This window comes from Streptomyces albidicamelliae (genome assembly GCF_025642175.1).
Taxonomy (GTDB): Bacteria; Actinomycetota; Actinomycetes; order Streptomycetales; family Streptomycetaceae; genus Streptomyces; species Streptomyces albidocamelliae.
The window spans coordinates 3,691,985-3,713,951 of the sequence record NZ_CP106795.1; the positions used below are offsets into that span (position 1 = coordinate 3,691,985).

The following is a 21,967-nucleotide window of genomic DNA, read 5'->3' on the forward strand; positions in this document are numbered from 1 at the left end:
GGACGATCCGACCCGCTTACGCGGTCGGACCGCCGAAGATGTCGATACGGTCGCCCTCGGCGAGGGTCACGATCGCGCGCTTGGTGGCGGCACGCTGACCGAAGCCGGTCTTCGTGCGCTTGCGCTTGCCCTGGCGGTTGATCGTGTTGACCCCGGTGACCTTGACGTCGAAGACCGCCTGGACGGCCTGCTTGATCTGGGTCTTGTTCGCGTTCGGGTCGACGATGAACGTGTACTTGTTCTCGTCGATGAGCGCGTAGCTCTTCTCGGAGACGACCGGCTTCAGCAGGACGTCACGGGGGTCCGTGTACGACTTGCTCAGCGGGGTCTCGACGGTGTTCTTGCCCTCGGTGGCGTGGCGACGCGCCTTGGCGACGCGCGCGGCCTTGGCGGCCTTGGCCGCCTTCGAGGCAATGCTCGGGTGACGCGTAGCCATCAGGCCTCGCTCCCTTCGGTGTCAGCGGCCTTGGGGCCAGACACGAAGGACTCGAAAGCGGCCTGGGTGAAGACCACGTCGTCCGAGACGAGAACGTCGTACGTGTTCAGCTGGCCCGGCTCCAGGATGTGGACCTGGGGCAGGTTGCGGGCGGACAGCCACGCGGCCTCGTCGGCACGGTCGACGACCAGGAGCAGGTTCTTGCGCTCGCTGATCTTGCCGAACAGGCTCTTGGCGGCCTTGGTGCTGGGGTTCGCGCCCTCGACCACGCCGGAGACGACGTGGATGCGGTTGTGACGCGCCCGGTCGGTGAGGGCGTGGCGCAGGGCCGCGGCCTTCATCTTCTTCGGGGTGCGCTGCGAGTAGTCACGCGGCACGGGACCGTGCACGACGCCACCACCGGCGAACTGCGGCGCGCGGGTCGAGCCCTGACGGGCGCGGCCGGTGCCCTTCTGGCGGTACGGCTTCTTGCCACCACCACGGACTTCGCCACGGGTCTTGGTCTTGTGCGTGCCCTGACGGGCCGCGGCCAGCTGCGCGACGACGACCTGGTGGATCAGCGGGATGCTGATCTTCTCCACGTCGAAGATCTCCGCGGGGAGCTCGACGGAACCGGCCTTCTCGCCGGCAGGCGAAAGGATGTCAACAGTGCTCATCGGTTACCTCAGGCCCCCTTGGCCGCGGTGCGGACCAGGACGAGGCCGCCGTTCGGACCGGGAACCGCGCCCTTGATGAGCAGCAGACCCTTCTCCGCGTCAACGGCGTGGACGGTCAGGTTCTGGGTGGTGACCCGCTCGTTGCCCATGCGACCCGCCATGCGGAGGCCCTTGAACACGCGGCCCGGGGTGGCGCAGCCACCGATGGAACCGGGCGAGCGGTGCTTGCGCTGGGTGCCGTGTCCGGCGCCGAGGCCCTTGAAGTTGTGACGCTTCATGACACCGGCGAAGCCCTTGCCCTTGCTCTTGCCGGTCACGTCGACCTTGATGCCGGCCTCGAACACCTCGGCGGTGATCTCCTGGCCGAGGGTGTACTCGCTGGCGTCAGCGGTACGGATCTCGACGAGGTGGCGGCGGGGAGTGACGTCGGCCTTGGCGAAGTGGCCCTTGAGGGGCTTGTTCACCTTGCGCGGGTCGATCTCGCCGAAAGCGATCTGGACGGACTCGTAGCCGTCGACATCGTTCGTACGGACCTGGGTGACGACGTTGGGGCCGGCCTTGACGACGGTGACCGGAACAACACGGTTGTTCTCGTCCCACACCTGCGTCATGCCGAGCTTCTCGCCCAGGATGCCCTTGATCTGCTTAGCCATTCTCAGCTCACCGACCCTCAGAGCTTGATCTCGATGTCGACACCGGCCGGGAGGTCGAGTCGCATCAGAGAGTCAACGGTCTTGGGGGTGGGGTCGAGGATGTCGATCAGGCGCTTGTGCGTGCGCATCTCGAAGTGCTCGCGCGAGTCCTTGTACTTGTGCGGCGACTTGATGACGCAGTACACGTTCTTCTCAGTGGGCAGCGGCACCGGGCCCGCGACCGACGCACCAGTGCGGGTCACCGTCTCGACGATCTTCTTCGCCGAGGAGTCGATGACCTCGTGGTCGTAGGCCTTGAGCCGGATGCGGATCTTCTGTCCCGCCATGGCTACTCAGTAGTCCTGTCTCTTTCACGCTCTGGAACCCGGTGGATTCCTTTTGCTGCCGTCGTTCCTCCGACCCACGCGGTCGGGTGTGTCGCGCCCCCGCTGACACAGATGTCCCTTGTTCGAACATCCCTGCGGGGAATGCGACGGCCCTTCCGGAACCGCGGACCGGAGGCCTCGGGCCCACCGGGTGCCTGGCCGGTGATGCGCCCACACTTCCCGGAAGATTCCCGTACGTCCGCCCCAGTGCTGCCGTGGTGGCAGTTAGGGCGACGAGTACTGTGGGACTCGCTTCCGGTCCTCCCGGCGGGAGGCGTGCAGCATCAACACTCGACCGAGCAACCCGTACAGTCTGCCATATGGGGCGGGTCGCTGGCCAATCGAGCCGAAGAGATTACCCCGAGCGTGACGCACGTCAAACCCTGGCGCACCGCTACGTCCCGCAGCCGAGCGTGGCGACGGTGGCGGGGAAGTAGGCCCGCATGAACGCCTCGATGTCCGCCCGCCGACCACGATCCCCGAGCCGGACCTGTGGCAGCTGCAGAGTGAGGGTGAAGTAACGTCCACCTCTGGTTTTGCAGGGGGTCTGGGAGATGGCGCCGTCGTTGCCGACGATCGTTTTGAACGGGAACGGAACGGCATGCGGTTCGGCGATGCGGGACACACGGCTCCCGGCCAGGTACATCAGGTCCGTGGGAGCGTCGTCCCACGCGAAGCGCAGACCGAGCACAGCGTGCTCGCCGGATTGCAGCATGCACGGCGCGGTGACCGCCTCGGCCCGGTCGACCCGGCTGAACTCCCGTAGATCGTCCTTGGACGTCAGTAGGGAGCGAGTGAGCCGACTGGAAACGGAGACACCACAGATCTGCTCCGGAACGGCTTGGTCGGCGGGAGCGGCACAGGAGCTGACGGCACACTGCACCAGCACCGACCAGCCGAGGAACGCGCGGAAGCTCTTCTTCATCGCGGCCGCTCCCCTGATACGCCGCGTGCGTGGCCGATCCCGGCATCGGCCGAGTCGCTGATCTCTTCTCTGGGGTTGAAGTACGCGGGATCGGTCACGTGGTGCGTCTTCTGCCACTCCGCCGCGAGGGCCATCAGCTGACCGTTCCTCGCGGAGTAGGCCTGGAAGTTGGCGTCCGCCTGTTTCTCGTCCAACCTCTCCTGCTCGTCCTCCAGCCACTTGTCGGTGACGTAGTCGAAGCCCGCCTGGACGTCGTCGCTCGCGACCGGGATGTAGCTGATCGCCTTGTCGAAGAGCGGCTTCGCCTCGAACTCGGCGGTCTTGGGGTCCCCCTGCGCCTGGAGGCGGGCCTCCTCCAGGAATCCCACCGTGCGGCCGGCCCGCGTCAGCGAGTCCGCGGAGTGGCCGTGGTCCGCGTGGATGGTGGAGACCATCGCCTGGTTCAGCCCCCCGTTCAGCGCCCCGTACGCCCCCTCGTCCTTGGACACCTGTTTCGTCACCTCGAAGAGTTCGCCCTGGTCCAGCGGAGAGCGGGCGATGTCGATCTCGCTCATCGACGCGTGGACCGTCGCGCCGTGGTTGACCAGGATGTTCGCCATCGGACGCCGCAGGGACGCGGGGAACTCGTCGCCGCGGTCGGCGAGTTGGCGGAGCGCGGACCGGAACACCGCCTCGTTCGGCGCGCCGTGGGAGACGTAGTGCGCGTGCCTGTCCGACGGGTCGATCCCCGTGGCCGCGGCCTGGAGCGCCGCCCCGAGGCCCGCCCGGTCGTCCGCGTCGGGCCCGGCCACGTACCGGGTGGCCGTCGGACCCTCCCGTACGTGCAGCGTGACTTCCCAGTCCCGGTCCTTCATCAGGTACGTCATGCGGCCCTCGTCGGACAGGTAGTGCGCCGCCGTCCCCGGGTCCCGGCTCATGAGCCCGAGCGCGCCGTCCACCGGGTCGTTGGCGAACCAGCCGTCGTGCCGGCCGGCGTAGGTGCCCTTCAGCCGCCAGATCCCGGGCTCCCGGCGTTCCGCGGCGATCATGTCGTCGGTGAGGTCCTCCAGCATGCCCGGCGCGTAGCCGTGCCCGTGCCCGTGCCCGTGCCGCATCAGCGTCACCAGGGACTGGTAGCCCACCGCCCGGTCCAGGCGGGCGCCCTGCGCGTCCGTGGCGGCGCGCTCGGTCCCCGCCTCCCGCATCTCCGCCCGCCACCGCCGGTACCAGTCCGAGTGCGTGTCCCGCGTCGCCGTGGCCAGGGAGTCCGCCAGGCCGGACTCGATCGCGGAGCAGGCCCGCGGGGACGTGCCGCCCGGCCCGCCCCGCACCTGGAGGAGGTCGTTCAGCTGGTTCGTCAGCCGGATGGTGCCGTCGGCTCCCAGGCCGTCCAGGAGCGTCCGGGAGAACTCCACGTCGGCCGCGTTGTCGCGGAACGTGCGTTCCAGTTCGGCGAGTTCGCGGTCCGAGAGGTGCGCGCCCCGGCTCAGGCGGGCCAGGAGCCGGTCGGCCTCCACCGCCTCGTACTTCTCGACGTCCCCCAGCGCCCCGCCGTTGAAGCCCCGGCCCCCGGCCGACGGGCCGGAGTCGACGACCACCGCCGTGAGCGCGGTCCGCACGCCCGTGTCGGCGTCGGTGACGTCACGGACCGCCTTGTCGATGCGGGCCTGCCAGGAGTGGACGTCCGGCTCGTGCCCTCCCCCGGATCCGGACGCGTGTCCGCCCCCGGGATCGGCGGACACCAGGCCGCGCTCCGAGACACGCAGGCCCGCCGCGGCCGCCTCCCTCCGCACGGCCGTCAGCCGGCCCTTCAGATCCACGAACTGGGCGTGGGCGTCCCGCAGGAGGGAGGCGACGGCCCTCGCCTCCGTCTGCGCGCAGGCGAACTCCTCCAGCGTGACGGCGAAACGCCCGTGCGCCGCCTCCGCGCTCATGCCCGCCCAGGCCGCGGGGCCGACGCAGACGCCGTACACGCCGGTCCGGTAGGCGCGCTCCTGCTTGGCGAACTCCCCCGCCATGCCGTCCCAGCGCTCGGCGGCGGCGGTCAGGGTGCCGAGGTCGGCGCTCATGATCTCGTGGTACGTCGGCATCCGCGGCCGCCCCCGTCAGTACCGGTCCAGCGCGGACAGCTGCCGCAGCGCGCCGCCGGTGCCGATGTCCGCGCTCGTCAGCACGGTGTTCGTGGCCCGCAGCGCGTCCTTCTCCGCGCCCAGCCGGTCCAGCAGGTTCCGCACCTGCCCGGACCAGGTCTCGTGGGCGGCGCGCAGTGCTCCGGCCGTCAGCCAGCCGTCCCCGTCCCGTGCGCCGAACGCCTTCACCGCGGCCCCGGTCTCGTCGTCCGCCCACCGCCCGGCCCGGCCGGTGTCCGGTTCGATGCAATCCTCCACGGCCTTCGCCGCCGCACGCTTCTCGGCCGGCGTGGAGACCAGGTTCTGCGGCCCGTGGCCGGCGGACGGTCCGCCCATCGCTCACCCCTCGCGGTTCTGCGGCCGCCCGCTCCGGGGCGGCCCGCCGTCGGATTCACCATCCGGCGGGTTCAACACGCGCGCGTGGATCTTCGTCACGGTGGGATTTCGCCGACGTGCGTTGACGCACCGCCCGCGCAGGGTCCGGGAAACACGAAGAGGCCCGTACGACCGAAGTCGTACGGGCCTCTCCCAGGTCGGAGACCTTCAGGTCAGCTGGTGACCCGCAAGCAAGCGAACTTACTTGACGATCTTGGTGACCTGGCCGGCGCCCACGGTGCGACCACCCTCACGGATGGCGAACTTGAGGCCCTCTTCCATGGCGACGGGCTGGATGAGCGACACCGTCATCTCGGTGTTGTCACCCGGCATGACCATCTCGGTGCCCTCGGGGAGGGTCACGACGCCGGTCACGTCCGTCGTACGGAAGTAGAACTGCGGACGGTAGTTGTTGAAGAACGGCGTGTGGCGGCCACCCTCGTCCTTGGACAGGATGTAGGCCTGCGCCTCGAACTCGGTGTGCGGGGTGACCGAGCCCGGCTTGATGATGACCTGGCCGCGCTCGACGTCCTCGCGCTTGATGCCACGGAGGAGCAGACCGACGTTCTCACCGGCCTGGCCCTCGTCGAGCAGCTTGCGGAACATCTCGATGCCGGTGACCGTGGTGGTGGTCTTCTCGGTCTTGATGCCGATGATGTCGACGGTCTCGTTGACCTTGAGGATACCGCGCTCGATACGACCGGTGACGACGGTGCCACGACCGGTGATCGTGAAGACGTCCTCGATCGGCATGAGGAACGGCTTGTCGACGTCGCGCTCCGGCTGCGGGATCGACTCGTCGACGGCCTTCATCAGGTTGAGGACCGAGTCCACCCACTGCTGCTCGCCCTCGAGGGCCTTGAGCGCGGAGACCTGGACGACCGGAACGTCGTCGCCGGGGAACTCGTACTCGGTGAGGAGCTCACGGACCTCGAGCTCGACGAGCTCCAGGATCTCCTCGTCGTCCACCATGTCGGCCTTGTTCAGGGCGACGACGATGTACGGAACGCCGACCTGGCGGGCCAGGAGCACGTGCTCCTTGGTCTGCGGCATCGGGCCGTCGGTGGCGGCGACCACCAGGATCGCGCCGTCCATCTGCGCGGCACCGGTGATCATGTTCTTGATGTAGTCCGCGTGACCCGGGCAGTCGACGTGGGCGTAGTGACGCGCCTCGGTCTGGTACTCGACGTGCGCGATGGAGATGGTGATACCGCGCTGGCGCTCCTCGGGCGCCTTGTCGATGTTGTCGAACGGGGTGGCCTCGTTCAGGTCCGGGTACGCGTCGTGCAGCACCTTGGTAATGGCGGCCGTGAGGGTCGTCTTACCGTGGTCGATGTGACCGATGGTGCCGATGTTGACGTGCGGCTTAGTCCGCTCGAACTTCGCCTTCGCCACTGGGGTCCTCCTGTGGAGTGGTTCTGTACGCCTTACTTCATCGGCGCCAGGTGATCTTTGCTGTAAAGGCCCGGAACCCGGGGCATTCCTCCATGTTGGCGGTGGAATGCCCCTTGAGGCTCCGGAGTCAAGCCTACGGCGTGTTAACGCGGTGCGTTACTCGCCCTTGGCCTTCGCGATGATCTCCTCGGCGACGTTCCGCGGAACCTCGGCGTAGGAGTCGAACTGCATCGAGTAGCTTGCGCGACCCGACGTCTTGCTGCGGAGGTCGCCGACGTAGCCGAACATCTCCGACAGGGGCACGAGGCCCTTCACGACGCGGGCACCAGCCCGCTCCTCCATGGCCTGGATCTGACCACGGCGGGAGTTGATGTCACCGATGACCTCGCCCATGTAGTCCTCGGGCGTGGTGACCTCGACGGCCATCATCGGCTCGAGCAGCACGGGGCTGGCCTTGCGCGCGGCCTCCTTGAAGGCCTGCGAACCGGCGATCTTGAAGGCGAGCTCGGAGGAGTCGACCTCGTGGTAGGCGCCGTCGTGGAGGATGACACGGACACCGGTCATCTCGTAGCCGGCGAGGATGCCGAACTGCATGGCCTCCTGCGCACCGGCGTCGACCGAAGGGATGTACTCCTTCGGGATACGACCACCGGTCACCTTGTTCACGAACTCGTACGAGGTGTCGCCACCCTCGAGCGGCTCGATGCCGATCTGCACCTTCGCGAACTGACCGGTACCACCGGTCTGCTTCTTGTGGGTGTAGTCGACGCGCTCGACGGCCTTGCGGATCGTCTCGCGGTACGCCACCTGCGGCTTGCCGACGTTGGCCTCGACCTTGAACTCACGGCGCATACGGTCGACCAGCACCTCGAGGTGCAGCTCGCCCATACCACCGATGATGGTCTGGCCGGTCTCCTCGTCCGAGTGGACCTGGAACGACGGGTCCTCCTCGGCCAGGCGCTGGATCGCGACGCCGAGCTTCTCCTGGTCGCCCTTCGACTTGGGCTCGATGGCGACCTGGATGACCGGGGCCGGGAAGTCCATGGACTCCAGGATCACCGGGTTCTTGTCGTCGGACAGCGTCTCACCGGTGGTGGTCTGCTTCAGGCCCATGACGGCGACGATGTCGCCGGCGCCCACCGACTCGATCTCCTCACGCTTGTTGGCGTGCATGCGGTAGATCTTGCCGATGCGCTCCTTCTTGCCCTTGACGGAGTTCAGCACCGAGGTGCCGGACTCCAGGCGGCCCGAGTAGACCCGGACGAAGGTGAGCTTGCCGAGGTGCGGGTCGCTCATGATCTTGAACGCCAGCGCCGAGAGGGGCTCCTCGTCGGACGGCTTGCGCTTGACGACGACCTCGGGGTCCTTGACGTCGTGGCCCTCGATGGCCTCGATGTCGACCGGGGACGGCAGGTAGCGCACGACCGCGTCGAGCAGGGGCTGGACGCCCTTGTTCTTGAACGCGGTGCCGCAGAACACCGGAGTCACGGTGGTGCCGGTGCCCTTGCCGGACGCGATGGTGATACGACGGATCGCGGCGTACAGCTGCTCCACGGAAGGCTCCTCGCCCTCCAGGTACAGCTCCATGATCTCTTCGTCGTTCTCGGCCACGGCCTCGAGCAGCTTGCCGCGGTACTCCTCGGCAGCCTCGGTGTGCGTGTCCGGGATGTCGACGGTGTCGTACATCTCGCCCTTGGTGGCCTCGGCGGACCAGACCAGGGCCTTCATCGTCACGAGGTCGATGACGCCCTTGAAGTCGGCCTCGGCACCGATCGGCAGCTGCATCACGATCGGCTGAGCGCCCAGGCGGTCACTGATCATGTCGACGCAGCGGTGGAACTCGGCACCGGTCCGGTCGAGCTTGTTGACGAAGCAGATGCGCGGGACGCCGTAGCGGTCCGCCTGACGCCACACCGTCTCGGACTGGGGCTCGACACCGGCGACGCCGTCGAACACCGTCACGGCACCGTCGAGCACACGCAGGGAGCGCTCCACCTCGACGGTGAAGTCGACGTGACCCGGGGTGTCGATGATGTTGATGGTGTGATCGACGTCTTCGAGCGGCCAGTGACAGGTGGTGGCAGCAGAGGTGATCGTGATGCCACGCTCCTGCTCCTGCTCCATCCAGTCCATGGTGGCAGCGCCGTCGTGGACCTCACCGATCTTGTAGGACACACCGGTGTAGAACAGGATCCGCTCGGTGGTGGTCGTCTTGCCCGCGTCGATGTGGGCCATGATCCCGATGTTGCGGACCTTGGCCAGGTCAAGTGAAGTGGTAGCCATAAGGCTTCAGTCTTCTCTCGGTCTCGATGTGGGTAGCGACTACCAGCGGTAGTGCGCGAAGGCCTTGTTGGACTCGGCCATCTTGTGCGTGTCCTCGCGCTTCTTCACAGCGGCACCCAGGCCGTTGGAGGCGTCGAGAAGCTCGTTGAGCAGACGCTCGGTCATGGTCTTCTCGCGACGGGCGCGGGAGTAACCGACCAGCCAGCGCAGCGCGAGCGTGTTGGCACGACCGGGCTTGACCTCGATCGGAACCTGGTACGTCGCACCACCGACACGGCGGGACTTGACCTCGAGGGTCGGCTTGATGTTCTCCAGCGCGCGCTTCAGCGTGATGATCGGGTCGTTGCCCGTCTTCTCACGCAGACCTTCCATGGCGCCGTAGACGATGCGCTCGGCGGTGGAACGCTTGCCGTTCAGCAGCACCTTGTTGATGAGCGACGTCACCAGAGGAGAACCGTAGACCGGGTCGATGATGACCGGGCGCTTCGGGGCGGGGCCCTTACGAGGCATTTCTACTTCTCCTTCTTGGCGCCGTAGCGGGAACGGGCCTGCTTGCGGTTCTTGACACCCTGGGTGTCGAGGGAGCCACGGATGATCTTGTAGCGAACACCCGGCAGGTCCTTCACACGGCCGCCGCGCACGAGCACGATGGAGTGCTCCTGCAGGTTGTGTCCCTCACCCGGAATGTAGGCCGTGACCTCGATGCCGCTGGTCAGACGCACACGCGCGACCTTACGGAGGGCCGAGTTCGGCTTCTTCGGGGTGGTCGTGAACACACGCGTGCAGACGCCACGACGCTGAGGGGAACCCTCGAGTGCGGGCGTCTTGTTCTTCTCGACCTTGTCCTGCCGGCCCTTACGGACCAGCTGCTGGATCGTAGGCACTACTTCTCCGGTTTCTGTGTGCCGATAGGTACAGCTAACCTGGAACTTCTCCGACCCACGCGGTCGGGTGTGTCGAATCCCGCAGACTCCCGCTCCCGCCGTGAGGCGAAAGGGGCGCGGATTGCGGTGGCCGTTCACAGCTCGCCATGCGGTTTGAAGGCACGCACGAGAGCCAGGGCACACCCCAGGCACAAGGTCTGAGCGTACCTACCTCACGGACTTCGGTCAAAACAAATGGAGTGCGCCCCGACACGCCGGACATGTCCCGCTTCCCCGCGGAGGGCCGATGGCCCTTCCGCGTGAATCCCGCCCGTTCCCGTCCCGCGGGGCCCGTCGCCTCTGTACGTTGAGCGGTCGCTGTTCCGCTTGGGGGCGAGGTTGGATGACGGGGGACATACCGCACGCGTTACCGCGGCGGACGCCGGACGGGGCACCGGAGGACACACCGGGGGACGACGGACTCGACGACCGGGTGCCGTTCCTGGCCCGGCTGGAGAGGGCGGACCGGGCCGCGCTGCTCGCGCTCGGCCACGGGCTGGACTTCGCGCCCCGGGCCGTGCTCCTGCGCCAGCGGGAGCCGTCCGCGCACGTGCTGTTCGTCGTGGACGGCTGGACGAAGGTCACCGCGGCGGCCGCGAACGGCTACGAAGCCCTGCTCGCGCTGCGCGGACCGGGTGACGTCATCGGCGAGTCGGCCGCGCTGACCGGCCGGACCCGCTCGGCCACCGTGACGGCGCTGGAGCGGGTCCGGGCCGTCGCCGTCCAGCGCGAGCGTTTCACGCGGTTCCTGGCGGACTCCCCCGCCGTCTCGTTCGCCCTGCTCGGGCTCACCTCGGACCGCACCCGCGCCGCCGACCGGCGCCGGCTGGAGTTCGCCTCCCTGTCCGTCCGCGAACGGTTCGCGACCCTGCTGCTCGACCTCGCCCGCACCCACGGCCGCCGCACCGGTGACGGGGTCGAGCTGGCCGTACCGCTGAGCAAGCAGGAGCTGGCCGGGTCGGTGGGCGCGTCGCGCGAGGCGGTGCAGCGGCTCCTGAAGGACCTGCGGGAACGCGAGGTGGTCCGCACCGGCCGCCGGGCGCTGGTGATCGTACGCCCGGACGTGCTGCGCCGGATCGCGCGGGCGGAGGCGCCGGAGTGAGCGGCCCGCGCACGGCGCCGGCCACGGGCCCGGGCGCCGTCTGTGCACACGGTCACAGTCCGAGTGGGTCATCCGTCCTCACGCCCCCACAGCCCCGCGCGCCACGCTGCTGACGGCGCGGCCCGACCACCACGGCACGACCGAGAGGCGACCATGAACGACCCCGTGAGCCGGACGATGCTCCTGCTCGACATCGAGAAGTACAGCGACCGGGACGACGTGGAGCAGGCGTATCTGCGGCGGGTGCTCTACGACATCGCCGACCGGGCCCTGGAGAGCGCCGGTGTCGACGAGACCCTGCGGCGGCGGGCCGACCGCGGCGACTCGGTCATGGAGCTGATCGACGCGGGCGCGTCCGTGCCGGCGCTGCTGCGGACGCTGCTCACCGAGGTGCCCGCCCAGCTGCACGGCTACAACCGGCGCGCGTCCAGCTCGGCGCAGATCCGGCTGCGGGGCGTGGTCGCCGACGGGTACGTGGCCGTGGACGAGCACGGGGGGTGGGTCGGCTCCGACCTCAACCACGCCTGCCGGCTGCTCGACGCCCCGCTGCTGCGCGCCGCGCTGCGGGAACGGGACAACGGCTTCGCGCTGTGCGTGTCGGAGGGCGTGCACGCGGGGATCGTGCGCCACGACCACCACGGCGTCCGCGCCGCCGACTTCCACCCGGTGACCGTGACAAGCAAGAACGGGCCGCTGCGCGCCTGGCTGCACGGGCCGGTGCCGGACACCGGCGAGGACCGCGGTGGCACGGGGGAAGCCCCGGTGCCGGGCACGCCGGGGGACGTCCCGGCACCGGGGGCGTCGGCCGCCCGGCCGCCGGCGCGGGAGGCGCCCGCGCCCGGCGCACCGGCACCGCAGTCACCCGGGACGCAGCCCCCGCGCCCTCCGGGGGCGCCGTCTTCCACTTCGGCAGCGGCTCCCCCCGCTTCGGCGGCAGTCTCGTCGGCGGGGACCAGCACGGCGTCTCCGGCGGCCGGGTCACCGGGGACGTGCACCTCGGCGGCACGACGGGCGGGGAGTCGTGACGACGTCCCCGAACGCGGCACCCGACCAGGCGGCCCCGGAGGCTCCCGACGCTCCGGAGGGGCTGTCCACCGACACGGACCTGGAACCGGAAGCGGATCACTCCCAGGAGGCCCGGGCCGCGCAGCGTGAACTGTTCGCGCACACGCCCGGGTTCTTCCTCGGTGGCGACAGCCGCTTCGGCGGCAGCCTGGTCGGCGGCGCCCAGCACGGAGTGTCCGGCGGCCGCGTCGACGGCGACGTCTACCTGGGGGGCCGTACCGAACACCACTACCACGGCGCACCGGGAGCCACCCCGAACGCCTCCGGTGAGATACCGCCCGACAGGCTGAGGGAACTCGCCGAGGTCTTCGCCGACGGCCCCGCTTTCCCCTCCGCGCTCGAGCGGCTGCGCGAGGAGCGCGTGCTGATCCTGTCCGGCGCGCACGCCACCGGCCGTTACGCCGCCGCCCTGATGCTGTTGCACCGCCTGGGCGGTACCCCGGGCCTGCACGCCCTGAGCCCGGAGACACCCCCCGCGGCCCTGAGCACGCAGCTCACCCGCCCCGGCGGACACGTCCTCCGCGATCTGCCCCTCAGCCGCAACCGGCCGTTACGCGACACGCACCTGTTCGCCGCCCGCGACCAGCTCGTCAAGGTGGACGGCTACCTCGTCGTCACCGTCGAGAGCTCGCCGCACCTGCCCGGTGTCACGCCCTGCCGCTGGACCCCGCCGACCGCGCCGGAGATCGTGCGGGCACTCCTCGGCCGACGCAGACCGGACGACGTCGACGCCCTGCTCGCCCTGGATCCGGTCGGCGACTTCCTGGCGGCCACCGACCGCCGGCCGGCCGAGGCCGCGGCCTTCGCCGAGACGCTGGCCACCTACGACGGCAGCCGGGAGGCGCTCGCCCGACTCGCGGACTTCGGGCAGGCGGCGGTCGAGAAGCAGTGCCGCGACTGGCTCGGCGACCCGGCGACCGGACTGCGGGACAAGGCGTTCCTCATCTCGCTCGCCGTCTTCGACCAGGCCCCCTATGTCCTCGCCGCCGAGCTGGCCGACAAGCTGTTCGTGCACTTCCAGCGACTGCAGCACCCCGAACTTTCCCCGGAGATCCCGGTGTTCGGACCGGCCGCCGAAGACCGGCTGACGCTCGCACGGGCCGTCGGAGAGGTACGGCAGGAGTCGACCGACTGGGGACCGATCCCGCAGTTCGTAGCCGGATTCCTCGACGAGAGAACCCCTCGGGTTCTGCTGACCGAGGTCTGGACCGGCCATCCGTCGGCGCGTCCGGCGCTGGTCGAATGGCTGAAACAGCTCGCCCGCGACGGCCGCCCGCTGGTGCGGACGCGTGCCGCGGCGGCGACCGCGCTGCTCGCCGACGCCGACCTGCCCTCGACCATGGCCCTGCTGGTCGACAGCTGGGCCACCTCCCGTTCGTTCGGTCCGCGCATCGTCGCGGCGAACACCCTCACCCTGGCTCAGGTCCTCGGTGCACCCGCCCTGATGCGGTTGCTCACCCAGTGGTGCTCCGACCCCCGTGCCGCCCGTCGCTGGACGGCCATTCGCGCTCTCGGCCAGCTCGCTCCGCTCCGTCCCGACCTGGCCGGACCGGCACTCGGCGCCCTGGCCACGCGCGCAGGGGTCGACGCAAGCAGTGAAGTGGAGCGCGACAACCTCACCGAGTCCGCCGCGCTGCTGCTGTCCGCCGGGCACAGCGGCGGAGAGGTGCTCGCCGAGTTCGTACGGCTGCTGTACCAGGACTCACCGGCCGTCCGCGACCTCGCCCTGGCCGCCTTCGTCCGCGCCTGTGCCAACGACGAGGACGGAGCGCTGGTCGGCTGGTACGCGGAAACCGGCATGTACGAGGCGGACACCGCCCGGGACATGGCCACCCTGTGGCGCACCGCGCTCAACGACCGCACGCACACCCGGCCCGCGCTGAACGCCCTGCGCACCTGGTTGCACGTCGCCGAGCGGCGGACGGACGCCGCCCTGGCCCTGGAGTTCCTGCTCCCCGCGCTGGTCGTCACCGCGGACGACCGCAAACGCCTCGCCCACGAACTGCGCGTGCTGCGCGCCGAGAACGACGGCCCGCGCACGGCCGACCACTTCCTCACCCTGCTGCATTCGGCCACGAACACCTGAACCACCTCAGGTAGAACGAGGAGTTGCCCCATGGCGGACTTCCGCCGCCCGCCGGAGTGGACCCAGCACGCCGACCGGCACACCGCACTGATCGACCCCGTGCTGACCGTCCGTCCGATCTCGCGGTTCGACTACACCGCACGCCGCACGGTCGGCGCGATCGACCACGCCCTGGTGTTCGTCACCGTGGGCGGCTCGTACGACGTCTTCATGCCGCCGCACCGCCCGAGCCGTACGGAGGCCGCGACCCGTCGCTACACCTCCGTCTACGAGGTGGACATGGGCAGCCACCCGGTCCAGCTGGAGCTCGAACTGCCCAGCGACGACGACGCGTTCTCCTTCGGCGCCACCGCCGACCTCACCTGGCGGGTGGCCGACCCGAAGGCGTTCGTGGCGAGTGGCGAGCGGGACGTGCCGACCCGGCTCACCCGCGAACTCCAGCAGGTGGCGCGGCCGGTGACCCGGCGCTTCGCCATCGAGGACAGTCCGGCAGCGGAACGCGCGGTGCAGCGGGCGGTCGAGGAGGACGGCACCTTCGCCGCCGGGACCGGCCTGCAGGTGACCTGCGTGGTGCGGCTGCGGCTGGACGAGGACGCGATCGCCCACCGGCGGCGCAAGCGGACCCTGCGCTACGAGTCGGAGATGCTCGACCCCGAGCACGAGTACCGGATGCGGCAGGCACAGCTGGAGCACCAGCTGGAGGTGCTGCGCGAACAGCAGTCGCAGGAACTCGTCGCCCAGAAGATCGCCTTCTACCAGTACTGGCTCCAGCACGGCGGGGTCGCCGCGTGGGCCCTGCACCTCGCGGCCCACCCCGGCGACACCAAGATGGTCATCGGCACCCTTCAGCGGGACCAGCTCGGGGCGATCCGCAAGGAGCTGGCGGTCATCGCCGGGGACAGCCTGGAGGACTACCAGAAGGCGGAGTCGGCCCGGGCGGTGCTGCGCTCCGTCGACGACCTCATGACCGAGCAGGCGGCGCCGCCCCAGGCCCTGCCGCCGGGCGTGCCCCCGCAGGCGCCGTACGCCCCGCCGCCGCAGCCCTACGCGCCCGGCCCGCCGCCCGCCCAGCCGTCGGCGCCGTACCCGGCGCCCGGCGCCCCGACACCGTACGACCCGGCCGCGCAGGGGACCGCCGGGTCGTACGGCCAACCCCCGTACGGGCAGGACCCGTACGGCGGGACCGCGCAGGGACAGCCCGGACACGTCCCGCCGGCACCCGGCCAGGCGTCCTACGGGCAGCCGCCGTACGATCCGGCGGCGTCGCACACCGCCCCCGCCGCTCCCCCGCCGCCCGGCCCGCCGGCGACGGCGCCCGCGCCGCCGCTGACACTCGTGTCCGACGGGCCCGCACCGGTCGTGCCGCCCGCGCCCGGCACCACGCCGAGGGAGCGTCCCGAGGCGGGGTCGGCGTGACCGCGCCCGGCACCACAGCGCCGCCGGGCGCTCCCACCGCCGAGGGCCGGCGCACCGCGGAACGGCTGCTCGGCGAGCTGCGCGACGAGATCGCGCGGGCCGACGCCAAGGCCTCAGTCCTGGTGGCGGCGCTGGGCATGACGGCCGGGCTGTTCTCCGGTCTGGTCGCCGGGCGCGACTGGTCGCCGAGCCGGCTGTCCGCGTCCGGGACCGGCCTGTGGTGGGCCGGTGCGGCGGGGCTGGCCCTGTCGCTGCTCGCGCTGCTGCTCGCCGTGCTGCCCCGCTACCGCAGCGGGTCCTGGGCCGAGGGACGCCCGCTGTGCTACTTCGGCGACATCCACCAGGCGGTACGGGAGGGCCGGCTGGCCCAGGCGCTCGCCGACACCGAGCGCGACCCCACCGCCGGGCTGCTGGCGGCACTCGCCGAGAACAGCCGGATCGCCGCCTCCAAGCACCGGTGGATCCGCACCGGTCTGATCGCCTTCTGCGCCGGTGCCCTGCTGCTGCCCACCGCCGCGCTCGTCGGCTGACGTCCCCGTACTCGAAGGAGCCCCGCCCATGTCCCAGCCGTCGGACCCGTCGGTCCCGCCCCGGTACCCCGAGCCGTCCCACCCCGACGCCGTGACCCCGGCGCCCCCGCGTACCCGGGCCCCGCGGCCGCCGCCCCGCCGCCCTACCCGGGCGGTCCCGCCTCCCTGGGGCCGCAGTACCCCGCGTCACCGGGTCCGGCGTACCCGAGCGCCGCCACAGGTGCCGGCCCCGCCTACCCCACCGCCACCACATCCCCGCAGCCGGGCCCGGCGTACCCCACCACCGCCGCAGGCCCCGGCCCCGCTTACCCCACCGCCCCCGCGTCCCCACAGCCGGGCCCCGCCTACCCCACCACCACAGCACACCCCGTCCCGGCGTACCCGACCACCGCCGCACACCCCGGCCCCGCCTACCCCACCGCCGCCGCGTCCCCGCAGCAGGGCCCCGCCCACCCCACCACCAGCGCGCCCCCGTACCCGGGCGGAGCGCACGCCCAGCCGGGTCCGCACACCCACGCGGCCCCACCCCCCTATCCCGGTCCGGGACACGAAACCGGGCAGCCGGGGCCCGCGGTGCCGCCCGAGGCACACGCTCCGGACACCGCCGTACCGGCTTCCGAGCCCGCGCCGGACGACCTCGACTACCGCCACCGCGGTGCCCGTCTGCACGTGTCGGAGCACCAGCGCGGGGCCGACGCGACCGCCGTCGGGCGGCTGGCGGTGCAGCTGCCGGGGGCCCTGGTGAGCCTCGCCCTGGTCGGCTCCATCGCGCTCGGCATGCTGGGGAACGTCGTCGGGACGCTGGCGGTGCTGGCGTGGGTCGCCTCCGGGCTGCTCGTCTTCCACCGGCCGACCGAACTCGCCTTCGCCCGGTACGTCCTCAAGCTCCGGCTGCCCACTCAGCAGGAGCGGGCCCGCCTGGAGCCGATCTGGCACGAGGTGACCGCCCGCGCGGGCATCGAGCCGGGCACGTACGAGCTGATGGTGGAGAACAGCGACGAGCTGAACGCCGTCGCGGTGGCCGGACACGTCGTCGGCGTCACCACGTACAGCCTCGACAAGATCCCCAGCAGCAACCTGGCCGCCGTGCTCGCCCACGAACTCGGCCACCACACCGGCGGCCACGCCTGGGCGGGTCTGCTCGGCTACTGGTACTCGCTGCCCGGCCGGATCGCCTGGGCGGTGACCCGCGGACTGGCCCGGTTCGCGATCGCGGTCGCCGGCGTCTTCTCCATGGCGGCGACCGGGTTCCTGATCCTGTTCATGGCGCTGGCGGCGGTCGCCGCGTTCCTCGCCGCCTGGTACATCGCCGTCCCGCTCGTGCTCGCCCCGTACCTGCTGGCCTACGCGGGCCGGCGCGGCGAGCTGCGCGCCGACCAGCAGGCCGCCGAGCTCGGCTTCGCCCGGCAGCTGGCCGAGGTCCTGTACCACTTCCAGACCGAGGAGGACACCGCCAAGGCAGCCCTCGCGGCGCGGGGCGAGCAGCTGAAGGAGCCCGGCACCCTGGACCGGCTCCTGTCCTCCCACCCGGACCACCACACCCGGCTGGACGCCCTCCAGCCCTACCTGGGGCTGCACCGCTGACCATGCCCGGACACGCCGAAGGGCGGCCACCCCACGGGGTGACCGCCCTTCGGTTCGAGCGACTCGCTTACTGGTTGTACGGACCGTAGTCGTAGTCCTCCAGCGGAACGGCCTGGCCGGAGCCCGTGCCGAACGGCGAGTAGTCGATGTCGTCGTAGCCGACGGCCGAGTACATCGCGGCCTTGGCCTCCTCGGTCGGCTCGACCCGGATGTTGCGGTAGCGGGACAGACCCGTACCGGCCGGGATGAGCTTACCGATGATGACGTTCTCCTTGAGGCCGATGAGGCTGTCGGACTTGGCGTTGATCGCCGCATCCGTCAGGACTCGGGTCGTCTCCTGGAAGGAGGCGGCCGACAGCCAGGACTCCGTCGCCAGCGAGGCCTTGGTGATACCCATCAGCTGCGGACGACCGGAGGCCGGGTGACCGCCCTCCTGGACCACACGACGGTTCTCGGTCTCGAACTTCGAGCGCTCGACCAGCTCACCGGGCAGCAGCTCGGCGTCGCCGGACTCGATGATCGTCACGCGGCGGAGCATCTGCCGGATGATGATCTCGATGTGCTTGTCGTGGATCGACACACCCTGCGAGTTGTAGACCTTCTGGACCTCGCCGACCAGGTGGACCTGGACGGCACGCTGACCCAGGATGCGCAGCACGTCGTGCGGGTTGGTGGCACCCACGGTGAGCTGCTGGCCCACCTCGACGTGGTCGCCCTCGCGGACCAGGACCTTGGCACGCTTCGAGATCGGGAACGCCGTCTCGTCGCTGCCGTCGTCCGGGGTGACGACGATCTTCTTGGTCTTCTCGGTCTCCTCGATCCGCACGCGGCCGTTGGCCTCGGAGATCGGGGCGACACCCTTCGGGGTACGGGCCTCGAAGAGCTCGACGACACGGGGCAGACCCTGGGTGATGTCGTCACCGGCCACACCACCGGTGTGGAAGGTACGCATCGTCAGCTGGGTACCGGGCTCACCGATGGACTGGGCGGCGATGATGCCGACCGCCTCACCGATGTCGACCAGCTTGCCGGTGGCGAGCGAACGGCCGTAGCACATCGCGCAGGTGCCGACGTGCGACTCGCAGGTCAGGATCGAGCGGGTCTTGACCTCCTCGATGCCGTGGTGCACCAGCTGGTCGATGAGCACGTCGCCCAGGTCCACGTTGGCCGGCGCGATCACCTTGCCGTCGATGACTACGTCCTCGGCGAGCATGCGGGCGTAGACGCTGGTCTCGACGTCGTCCGCCTTGCGCAGCACACCGTCGGCGCCGCGGTTGGCGATCCGCAGCTTCAGACCGCGCTCGGTGCCGCAGTCCTCCTCGCGGATGATGACGTCCTGCGAGACGTCCACCAGACGACGGGTCAGGTAACCCGAGTCGGCGGTACGCAGGGCGGTGTCCGCCAGACCCTTACGGGCACCGTGCGTGGAGATGAAGTACTCCAGCACGGACAGGCCCTCACGGAAGGACGCCTTGATCGGACGCGGGATGGTCTCGTTCTTCGCGTTCGACACCAGACCACGCATACCGGCGATCTGCCGCATCTGCATCATGTTTCCTCGGGCACCCGAGTCAACCATCATGAAGATGGGGTTCGTCTTGGGGAAGTTCTCGTTCATCGCCTCGGCGACCTCGTTGGTCGCCTTGGTCCAGATCGCGATGAGCTCCTGAGTGCGCTCTTCCTTGGTGATCAGACCGCGCTCGTACTGCTTCTGGACCTTCTCGTCCTGCGCCTCGTAGCCGCGGACGATCTCCTTCTTCGCCTCGGGAACGACGACGTCGGAGATGGCGACGGTGACACCGGAACGGGTCGCCCAGTAGAAGCCGGCCGCCTTCAGGTTGTCGAGCGTCGCCGCCACGATGACCTTGGGGTAGCGCTCGGCGAGGTCGTTGACGATCTCGGAGAGCTGCTTCTTGCCCACCGAGTAGTCGACGAACGGGTAGTCCTCGGGCAGCAGCTCGTTGAAGAGCGCGCGGCCCAGCGTGGTGCGCAGGCGGAACGAGTCACCCTGCTGCCACTCGGGCTCGCCCTCCTCGCGCGCCGGCGGCATCCAGCCGCGCGGCGGGATGGTGCCCACCGGGAAGCGGATGTCGATCTGCGACTGCAGCGCGAGCTCACCGGCGTCGAACGCCATGATCGCCTCGGCCGTGGAGCCGAACGCGCGGCCCTCGCCCTTGGTGTCACGCAGCTCGCCGTCGGTGGTGAGGAAGAACAGACCGAGGACCATGTCCTGGGTCGGCATCGTCACCGGACGGCCGTCGGCCGGCTTGAGGATGTTGTTCGAGGACAGCATCAGGATGCGGGCCTCGGCCTGCGCCTCCGCGGACAGCGGCAGGTGCACGGCCATCTGGTCACCGTCGAAGTCCGCGTTGAACGCGGTGCAGACGAGCGGGTGGATCTGGATGGCCTTGCCCTCGACCAGCTGCGGCTCGAAAGCCTGGATGCCGAGGCGGTGCAGGGTGGGAGCACGGTTCAGCAGAACCGGGTGCTCGGCGATGACCTCTTCGAGGACGTCGTACACGACCGTGCGGCCGCGCTCCACCATGCGCTTGGCGCTCTTGATGTTCTGCGCGTGGTTCAGGTCGACCAGGCGCTTCATCACGAACGGCTTGAAGAGCTCCAGCGCCATGGCCTTGGGCAGACCGCACTGGTGCAGCTTCAGCTGCGGGCCGACGACGATGACGGAACGCGCCGAGTAGTCGACTCGCTTACCGAGCAGGTTCTGACGGAATCGACCCTGCTTACCCTTCAGCATGTCGCTGAGGGACTTCAGCGGACGGTTGCCGGGGCCCGTCACCGGGCGGCCGCGACGGCCGTTGTCGAAGAGGGCGTCGACCGCCTCCTGGAGCATCCGCTTCTCGTTGTTCACGATGATCTCGGGGGCACCGAGGTCGAGCAGACGCTTCAGACGGTTGTTGCGGTTGATCACACGGCGGTACAGGTCGTTCAGGTCGGAGGTCGCGAAGCGGCCACCGTCCAGCTGCACCATCGGACGCAGGTCCGGCGGGATGACCGGGACGCAGTCCAGGACCATGCCCTTGGGGCTGTTGGACGTCTGCAGGAACGCGGAGACGACCTTCAGCCGCTTCAGGGCGCGGGTCTTCTTCTGGCCCTTGCCGGTGCGGATGATCTCGCGGAGACGCTCGGCCTCCTCGTCGAGGTCGAAGGACTCCAGGCGCTTCTGCAGCGCCGCGGCACCCATCGAGCCGTCGAAGTACGTGCCGAAGCGGTCACGCAGCTCGCGGTAGAGCAGCTCGTCGCCCTCGAGGTCCTGGACCTTGAGGTTCTTGAAGCGGTTCCACACCTCGTCGAGACGGTCGATCTCGCGCTGCGCGCGGTCGCGCAGCTGCTTCATCTCGCGCTCGGCACCCTCGCGCACCTTGCGGCGCACGTCGGCCTTGGCGCCCTCGGCCTCCAGCTCGGCCAGGTCGGTCTCGAGCTTCTTGGCGCGGGCCTCGAGGTCGGAGTCGCGGCGGTTCTCGATCTGCTGGCGCTCCACGGAGACGTGCGCCTCCAGGGAGGGCAGGTCACGCGTACGGCGCTCCTCGTCGACGTACGTGATCATGTACGCCGCGAAGTAGATGACCTTCTCGAGGTCCTTGGGAGCCAGGTCGAGCAGGTAGCCCAGCCGGCTCGGGACACCCTTGAAGTACCAGATGTGCGTGACGGGCGCGGCCAGCTCGATGTGGCCCATCCGCTCACGGCGCACCTTGGCGCGCGTGACCTCGACGCCACAGCGCTCACAGATGATGCCCTTGAAGCGGACGCGCTTGTACTTGCCGCAGTAGCACTCCCAGTCCCGGGTCGGACCGAAGATCTTCTCGCAGAAGAGTCCGTCCTTCTCGGGCTTGAGGGTGCGGTAGTTGATGGTCTCGGGCTTCTTGACCTCACCGTGGCTCCACTGACGGATGTCGTCAGCGGTGGCCAGGCCGATCCGGAGCTCGTCGAAGAAGTTGACGTCGAGCACTATGCGTCAATCCCTCTCAGGGTCGAAAGTCTTTGGTCTGAAACGGGGGCCTGGGGGTCGGCGGGGGCCCTCAAGGGTGAGGGCCCCGCCGGACTCCC

At 70.0% G+C, this 21,967-nt stretch carries 17 protein-coding genes; 5 read left to right on the plus strand and 12 right to left on the minus strand.

Annotated elements, in window-relative coordinates:
- Nucleotides 1-16: 16 nt before the first annotated feature.
- The 11 genes from rplW to rpsL all read right to left on the minus strand — a co-directional run bounded on the left by rplW (nt 17) and on the right by rpsL (nt 10,080).
- Nucleotides 17-436, minus strand: a complete 420-nt coding sequence (gene rplW, locus N8I86_RS16985; protein WP_073901440.1) for a 50S ribosomal protein L23 — start codon at nt 434-436, stop codon at nt 17-19.
- Nucleotides 436-1,092, minus strand: a complete 657-nt coding sequence (gene rplD / locus N8I86_RS16990) for a 50S ribosomal protein L4 (protein WP_031167072.1) — start codon at nt 1,090-1,092, stop codon at nt 436-438. The genes rplW and rplD overlap by 1 nt, the downstream gene beginning before the upstream one ends.
- 8 nt (nt 1,093-1,100) lie before the next feature.
- Nucleotides 1,101-1,745, minus strand: a complete 645-nt coding sequence (rplC, locus tag N8I86_RS16995) for a 50S ribosomal protein L3 (RefSeq protein ID WP_020135811.1) — start codon at nt 1,743-1,745, stop codon at nt 1,101-1,103.
- Between the two features lie 17 nt (nt 1,746-1,762).
- On the minus strand, nt 1,763-2,071 hold the full coding sequence (rpsJ, locus tag N8I86_RS17000) for a 30S ribosomal protein S10 (RefSeq protein ID WP_003948644.1): 309 nt from the start codon (nt 2,069-2,071) through the stop codon (nt 1,763-1,765).
- A gap of 433 nt (nt 2,072-2,504) precedes the next feature.
- Nucleotides 2,505-3,035, minus strand: coding sequence for a hypothetical protein (locus tag N8I86_RS17005; RefSeq protein ID WP_263278146.1), 531 nt, complete (start codon nt 3,033-3,035; stop codon nt 2,505-2,507).
- Complete coding sequence (locus N8I86_RS17010) at nt 3,032-5,083, minus strand: hypothetical protein (protein WP_263278147.1); 2,052 nt, start codon at nt 5,081-5,083, stop codon at nt 3,032-3,034. The genes N8I86_RS17005 and N8I86_RS17010 overlap by 4 nt, the downstream gene beginning before the upstream one ends.
- A gap of 36 nt (nt 5,084-5,119) precedes the next feature.
- On the minus strand, nt 5,120-5,479 hold the full coding sequence (locus N8I86_RS17015) for a hypothetical protein (protein ID WP_073901446.1): 360 nt from the start codon (nt 5,477-5,479) through the stop codon (nt 5,120-5,122).
- A 240-nt stretch (nt 5,480-5,719) separates the two neighbouring features.
- Nucleotides 5,720-6,913 carry an elongation factor Tu gene (gene tuf, locus N8I86_RS17020; RefSeq protein ID WP_073901448.1) on the minus strand — a complete coding sequence of 398 codons (1,194 nt, stop codon included), beginning with the start codon at nt 6,911-6,913 and terminating at the stop codon, nt 5,720-5,722.
- A gap of 156 nt (nt 6,914-7,069) precedes the next feature.
- Nucleotides 7,070-9,196: an elongation factor G gene (gene fusA / locus N8I86_RS17025; RefSeq protein ID WP_073901450.1), complete on the minus strand. Its 2,127-nt coding sequence runs from the start codon at nt 9,194-9,196 to the stop codon at nt 7,070-7,072.
- A gap of 39 nt (nt 9,197-9,235) precedes the next feature.
- Nucleotides 9,236-9,706 carry a 30S ribosomal protein S7 gene (gene rpsG / locus N8I86_RS17030; protein WP_003992340.1) on the minus strand — a complete coding sequence of 157 codons (471 nt, stop codon included), beginning with the start codon at nt 9,704-9,706 and terminating at the stop codon, nt 9,236-9,238.
- A 2-nt stretch (nt 9,707-9,708) separates the two neighbouring features.
- The gene (gene rpsL, locus N8I86_RS17035) at nt 9,709-10,080 is read right to left on the minus strand and encodes a 30S ribosomal protein S12 (RefSeq protein ID WP_003948652.1); all 372 of its coding nucleotides are present in this window, start codon (nt 10,078-10,080) and stop codon (nt 9,709-9,711) included.
- Nucleotides 10,081-10,462: 382 nt separating this feature from the next.
- On the opposite strand from rpsL, the gene N8I86_RS17040 reads away from it, so the two are divergent.
- The 5 genes from N8I86_RS17040 to N8I86_RS17065 all read left to right on the plus strand — a co-directional run bounded on the left by N8I86_RS17040 (nt 10,463) and on the right by N8I86_RS17065 (nt 17,902).
- Entirely contained in the window at nt 10,463-11,221 is a 759-nt protein-coding gene (locus N8I86_RS17040) for a Crp/Fnr family transcriptional regulator (RefSeq protein WP_079192786.1), read from the plus strand.
- Between the two features lie 1,021 nt (nt 11,222-12,242).
- Entirely contained in the window at nt 12,243-14,372 is a 2,130-nt protein-coding gene (locus tag N8I86_RS17050) for a hypothetical protein (RefSeq protein WP_263278148.1), read from the plus strand.
- A gap of 30 nt (nt 14,373-14,402) precedes the next feature.
- A complete protein-coding gene (locus tag N8I86_RS17055; protein ID WP_263278149.1) occupies nt 14,403-15,788 on the plus strand; it encodes a PE-PGRS family protein in 1,386 nt (461 codons plus the stop codon).
- Nucleotides 15,785-16,318, plus strand: a complete 534-nt coding sequence (locus tag N8I86_RS17060; protein WP_123437596.1) for a Pycsar system effector family protein — start codon at nt 15,785-15,787, stop codon at nt 16,316-16,318. The genes N8I86_RS17055 and N8I86_RS17060 overlap by 4 nt, the downstream gene beginning before the upstream one ends.
- A gap of 573 nt (nt 16,319-16,891) precedes the next feature.
- On the plus strand, nt 16,892-17,902 hold the full coding sequence (locus N8I86_RS17065; RefSeq protein WP_263278150.1) for a M48 family metalloprotease: 1,011 nt from the start codon (nt 16,892-16,894) through the stop codon (nt 17,900-17,902).
- A 67-nt stretch (nt 17,903-17,969) separates the two neighbouring features.
- On the opposite strand, the gene N8I86_RS17070 is transcribed toward N8I86_RS17065, so the two are convergent.
- On the minus strand, nt 17,970-21,869 hold the full coding sequence (locus N8I86_RS17070) for a DNA-directed RNA polymerase subunit beta' (protein WP_073901461.1): 3,900 nt from the start codon (nt 21,867-21,869) through the stop codon (nt 17,970-17,972).
- Nucleotides 21,870-21,967: the final 98 nt, after the last annotated feature.

Bases quoted from the DNA above. Each gene is read 5' to 3' on its own strand.
- N8I86_RS17015 (WP_073901446.1), bottom strand. From the start codon at position 5,479: ATGGGCGGACCGTCCGCCGGCCACGGGCCGCAGAACCTGGTCTCCACG.
- N8I86_RS17005 (WP_263278146.1), bottom strand. From the start codon at position 3,035: ATGAAGAAGAGCTTCCGCGCGTTCCTCGGCTGGTCGGTGCTGGTGCAG.
- rpsG (WP_003992340.1), bottom strand. From the start codon at position 9,706: ATGCCTCGTAAGGGCCCCGCCCCGAAGCGCCCGGTCATCATCGACCCG.
- rplW (WP_073901440.1), bottom strand. From the start codon at position 436: ATGGCTACGCGTCACCCGAGCATTGCCTCGAAGGCGGCCAAGGCCGCC.
- N8I86_RS17010 (WP_263278147.1), bottom strand. From the start codon at position 5,083: ATGAGCGCCGACCTCGGCACCCTGACCGCCGCCGCCGAGCGCTGGGAC.
- fusA (WP_073901450.1), bottom strand. From the start codon at position 9,196: ATGGCTACCACTTCACTTGACCTGGCCAAGGTCCGCAACATCGGGATC.
- N8I86_RS17055 (WP_263278149.1), top strand. From the start codon at position 14,403: ATGGCGGACTTCCGCCGCCCGCCGGAGTGGACCCAGCACGCCGACCGG.
- rpsJ (WP_003948644.1), bottom strand. From the start codon at position 2,071: ATGGCGGGACAGAAGATCCGCATCCGGCTCAAGGCCTACGACCACGAG.
- rplD (WP_031167072.1), bottom strand. From the start codon at position 1,092: ATGAGCACTGTTGACATCCTTTCGCCTGCCGGCGAGAAGGCCGGTTCC.
- N8I86_RS17040 (WP_079192786.1), top strand. From the start codon at position 10,463: ATGACGGGGGACATACCGCACGCGTTACCGCGGCGGACGCCGGACGGG.
- rplC (WP_020135811.1), bottom strand. From the start codon at position 1,745: ATGGCTAAGCAGATCAAGGGCATCCTGGGCGAGAAGCTCGGCATGACG.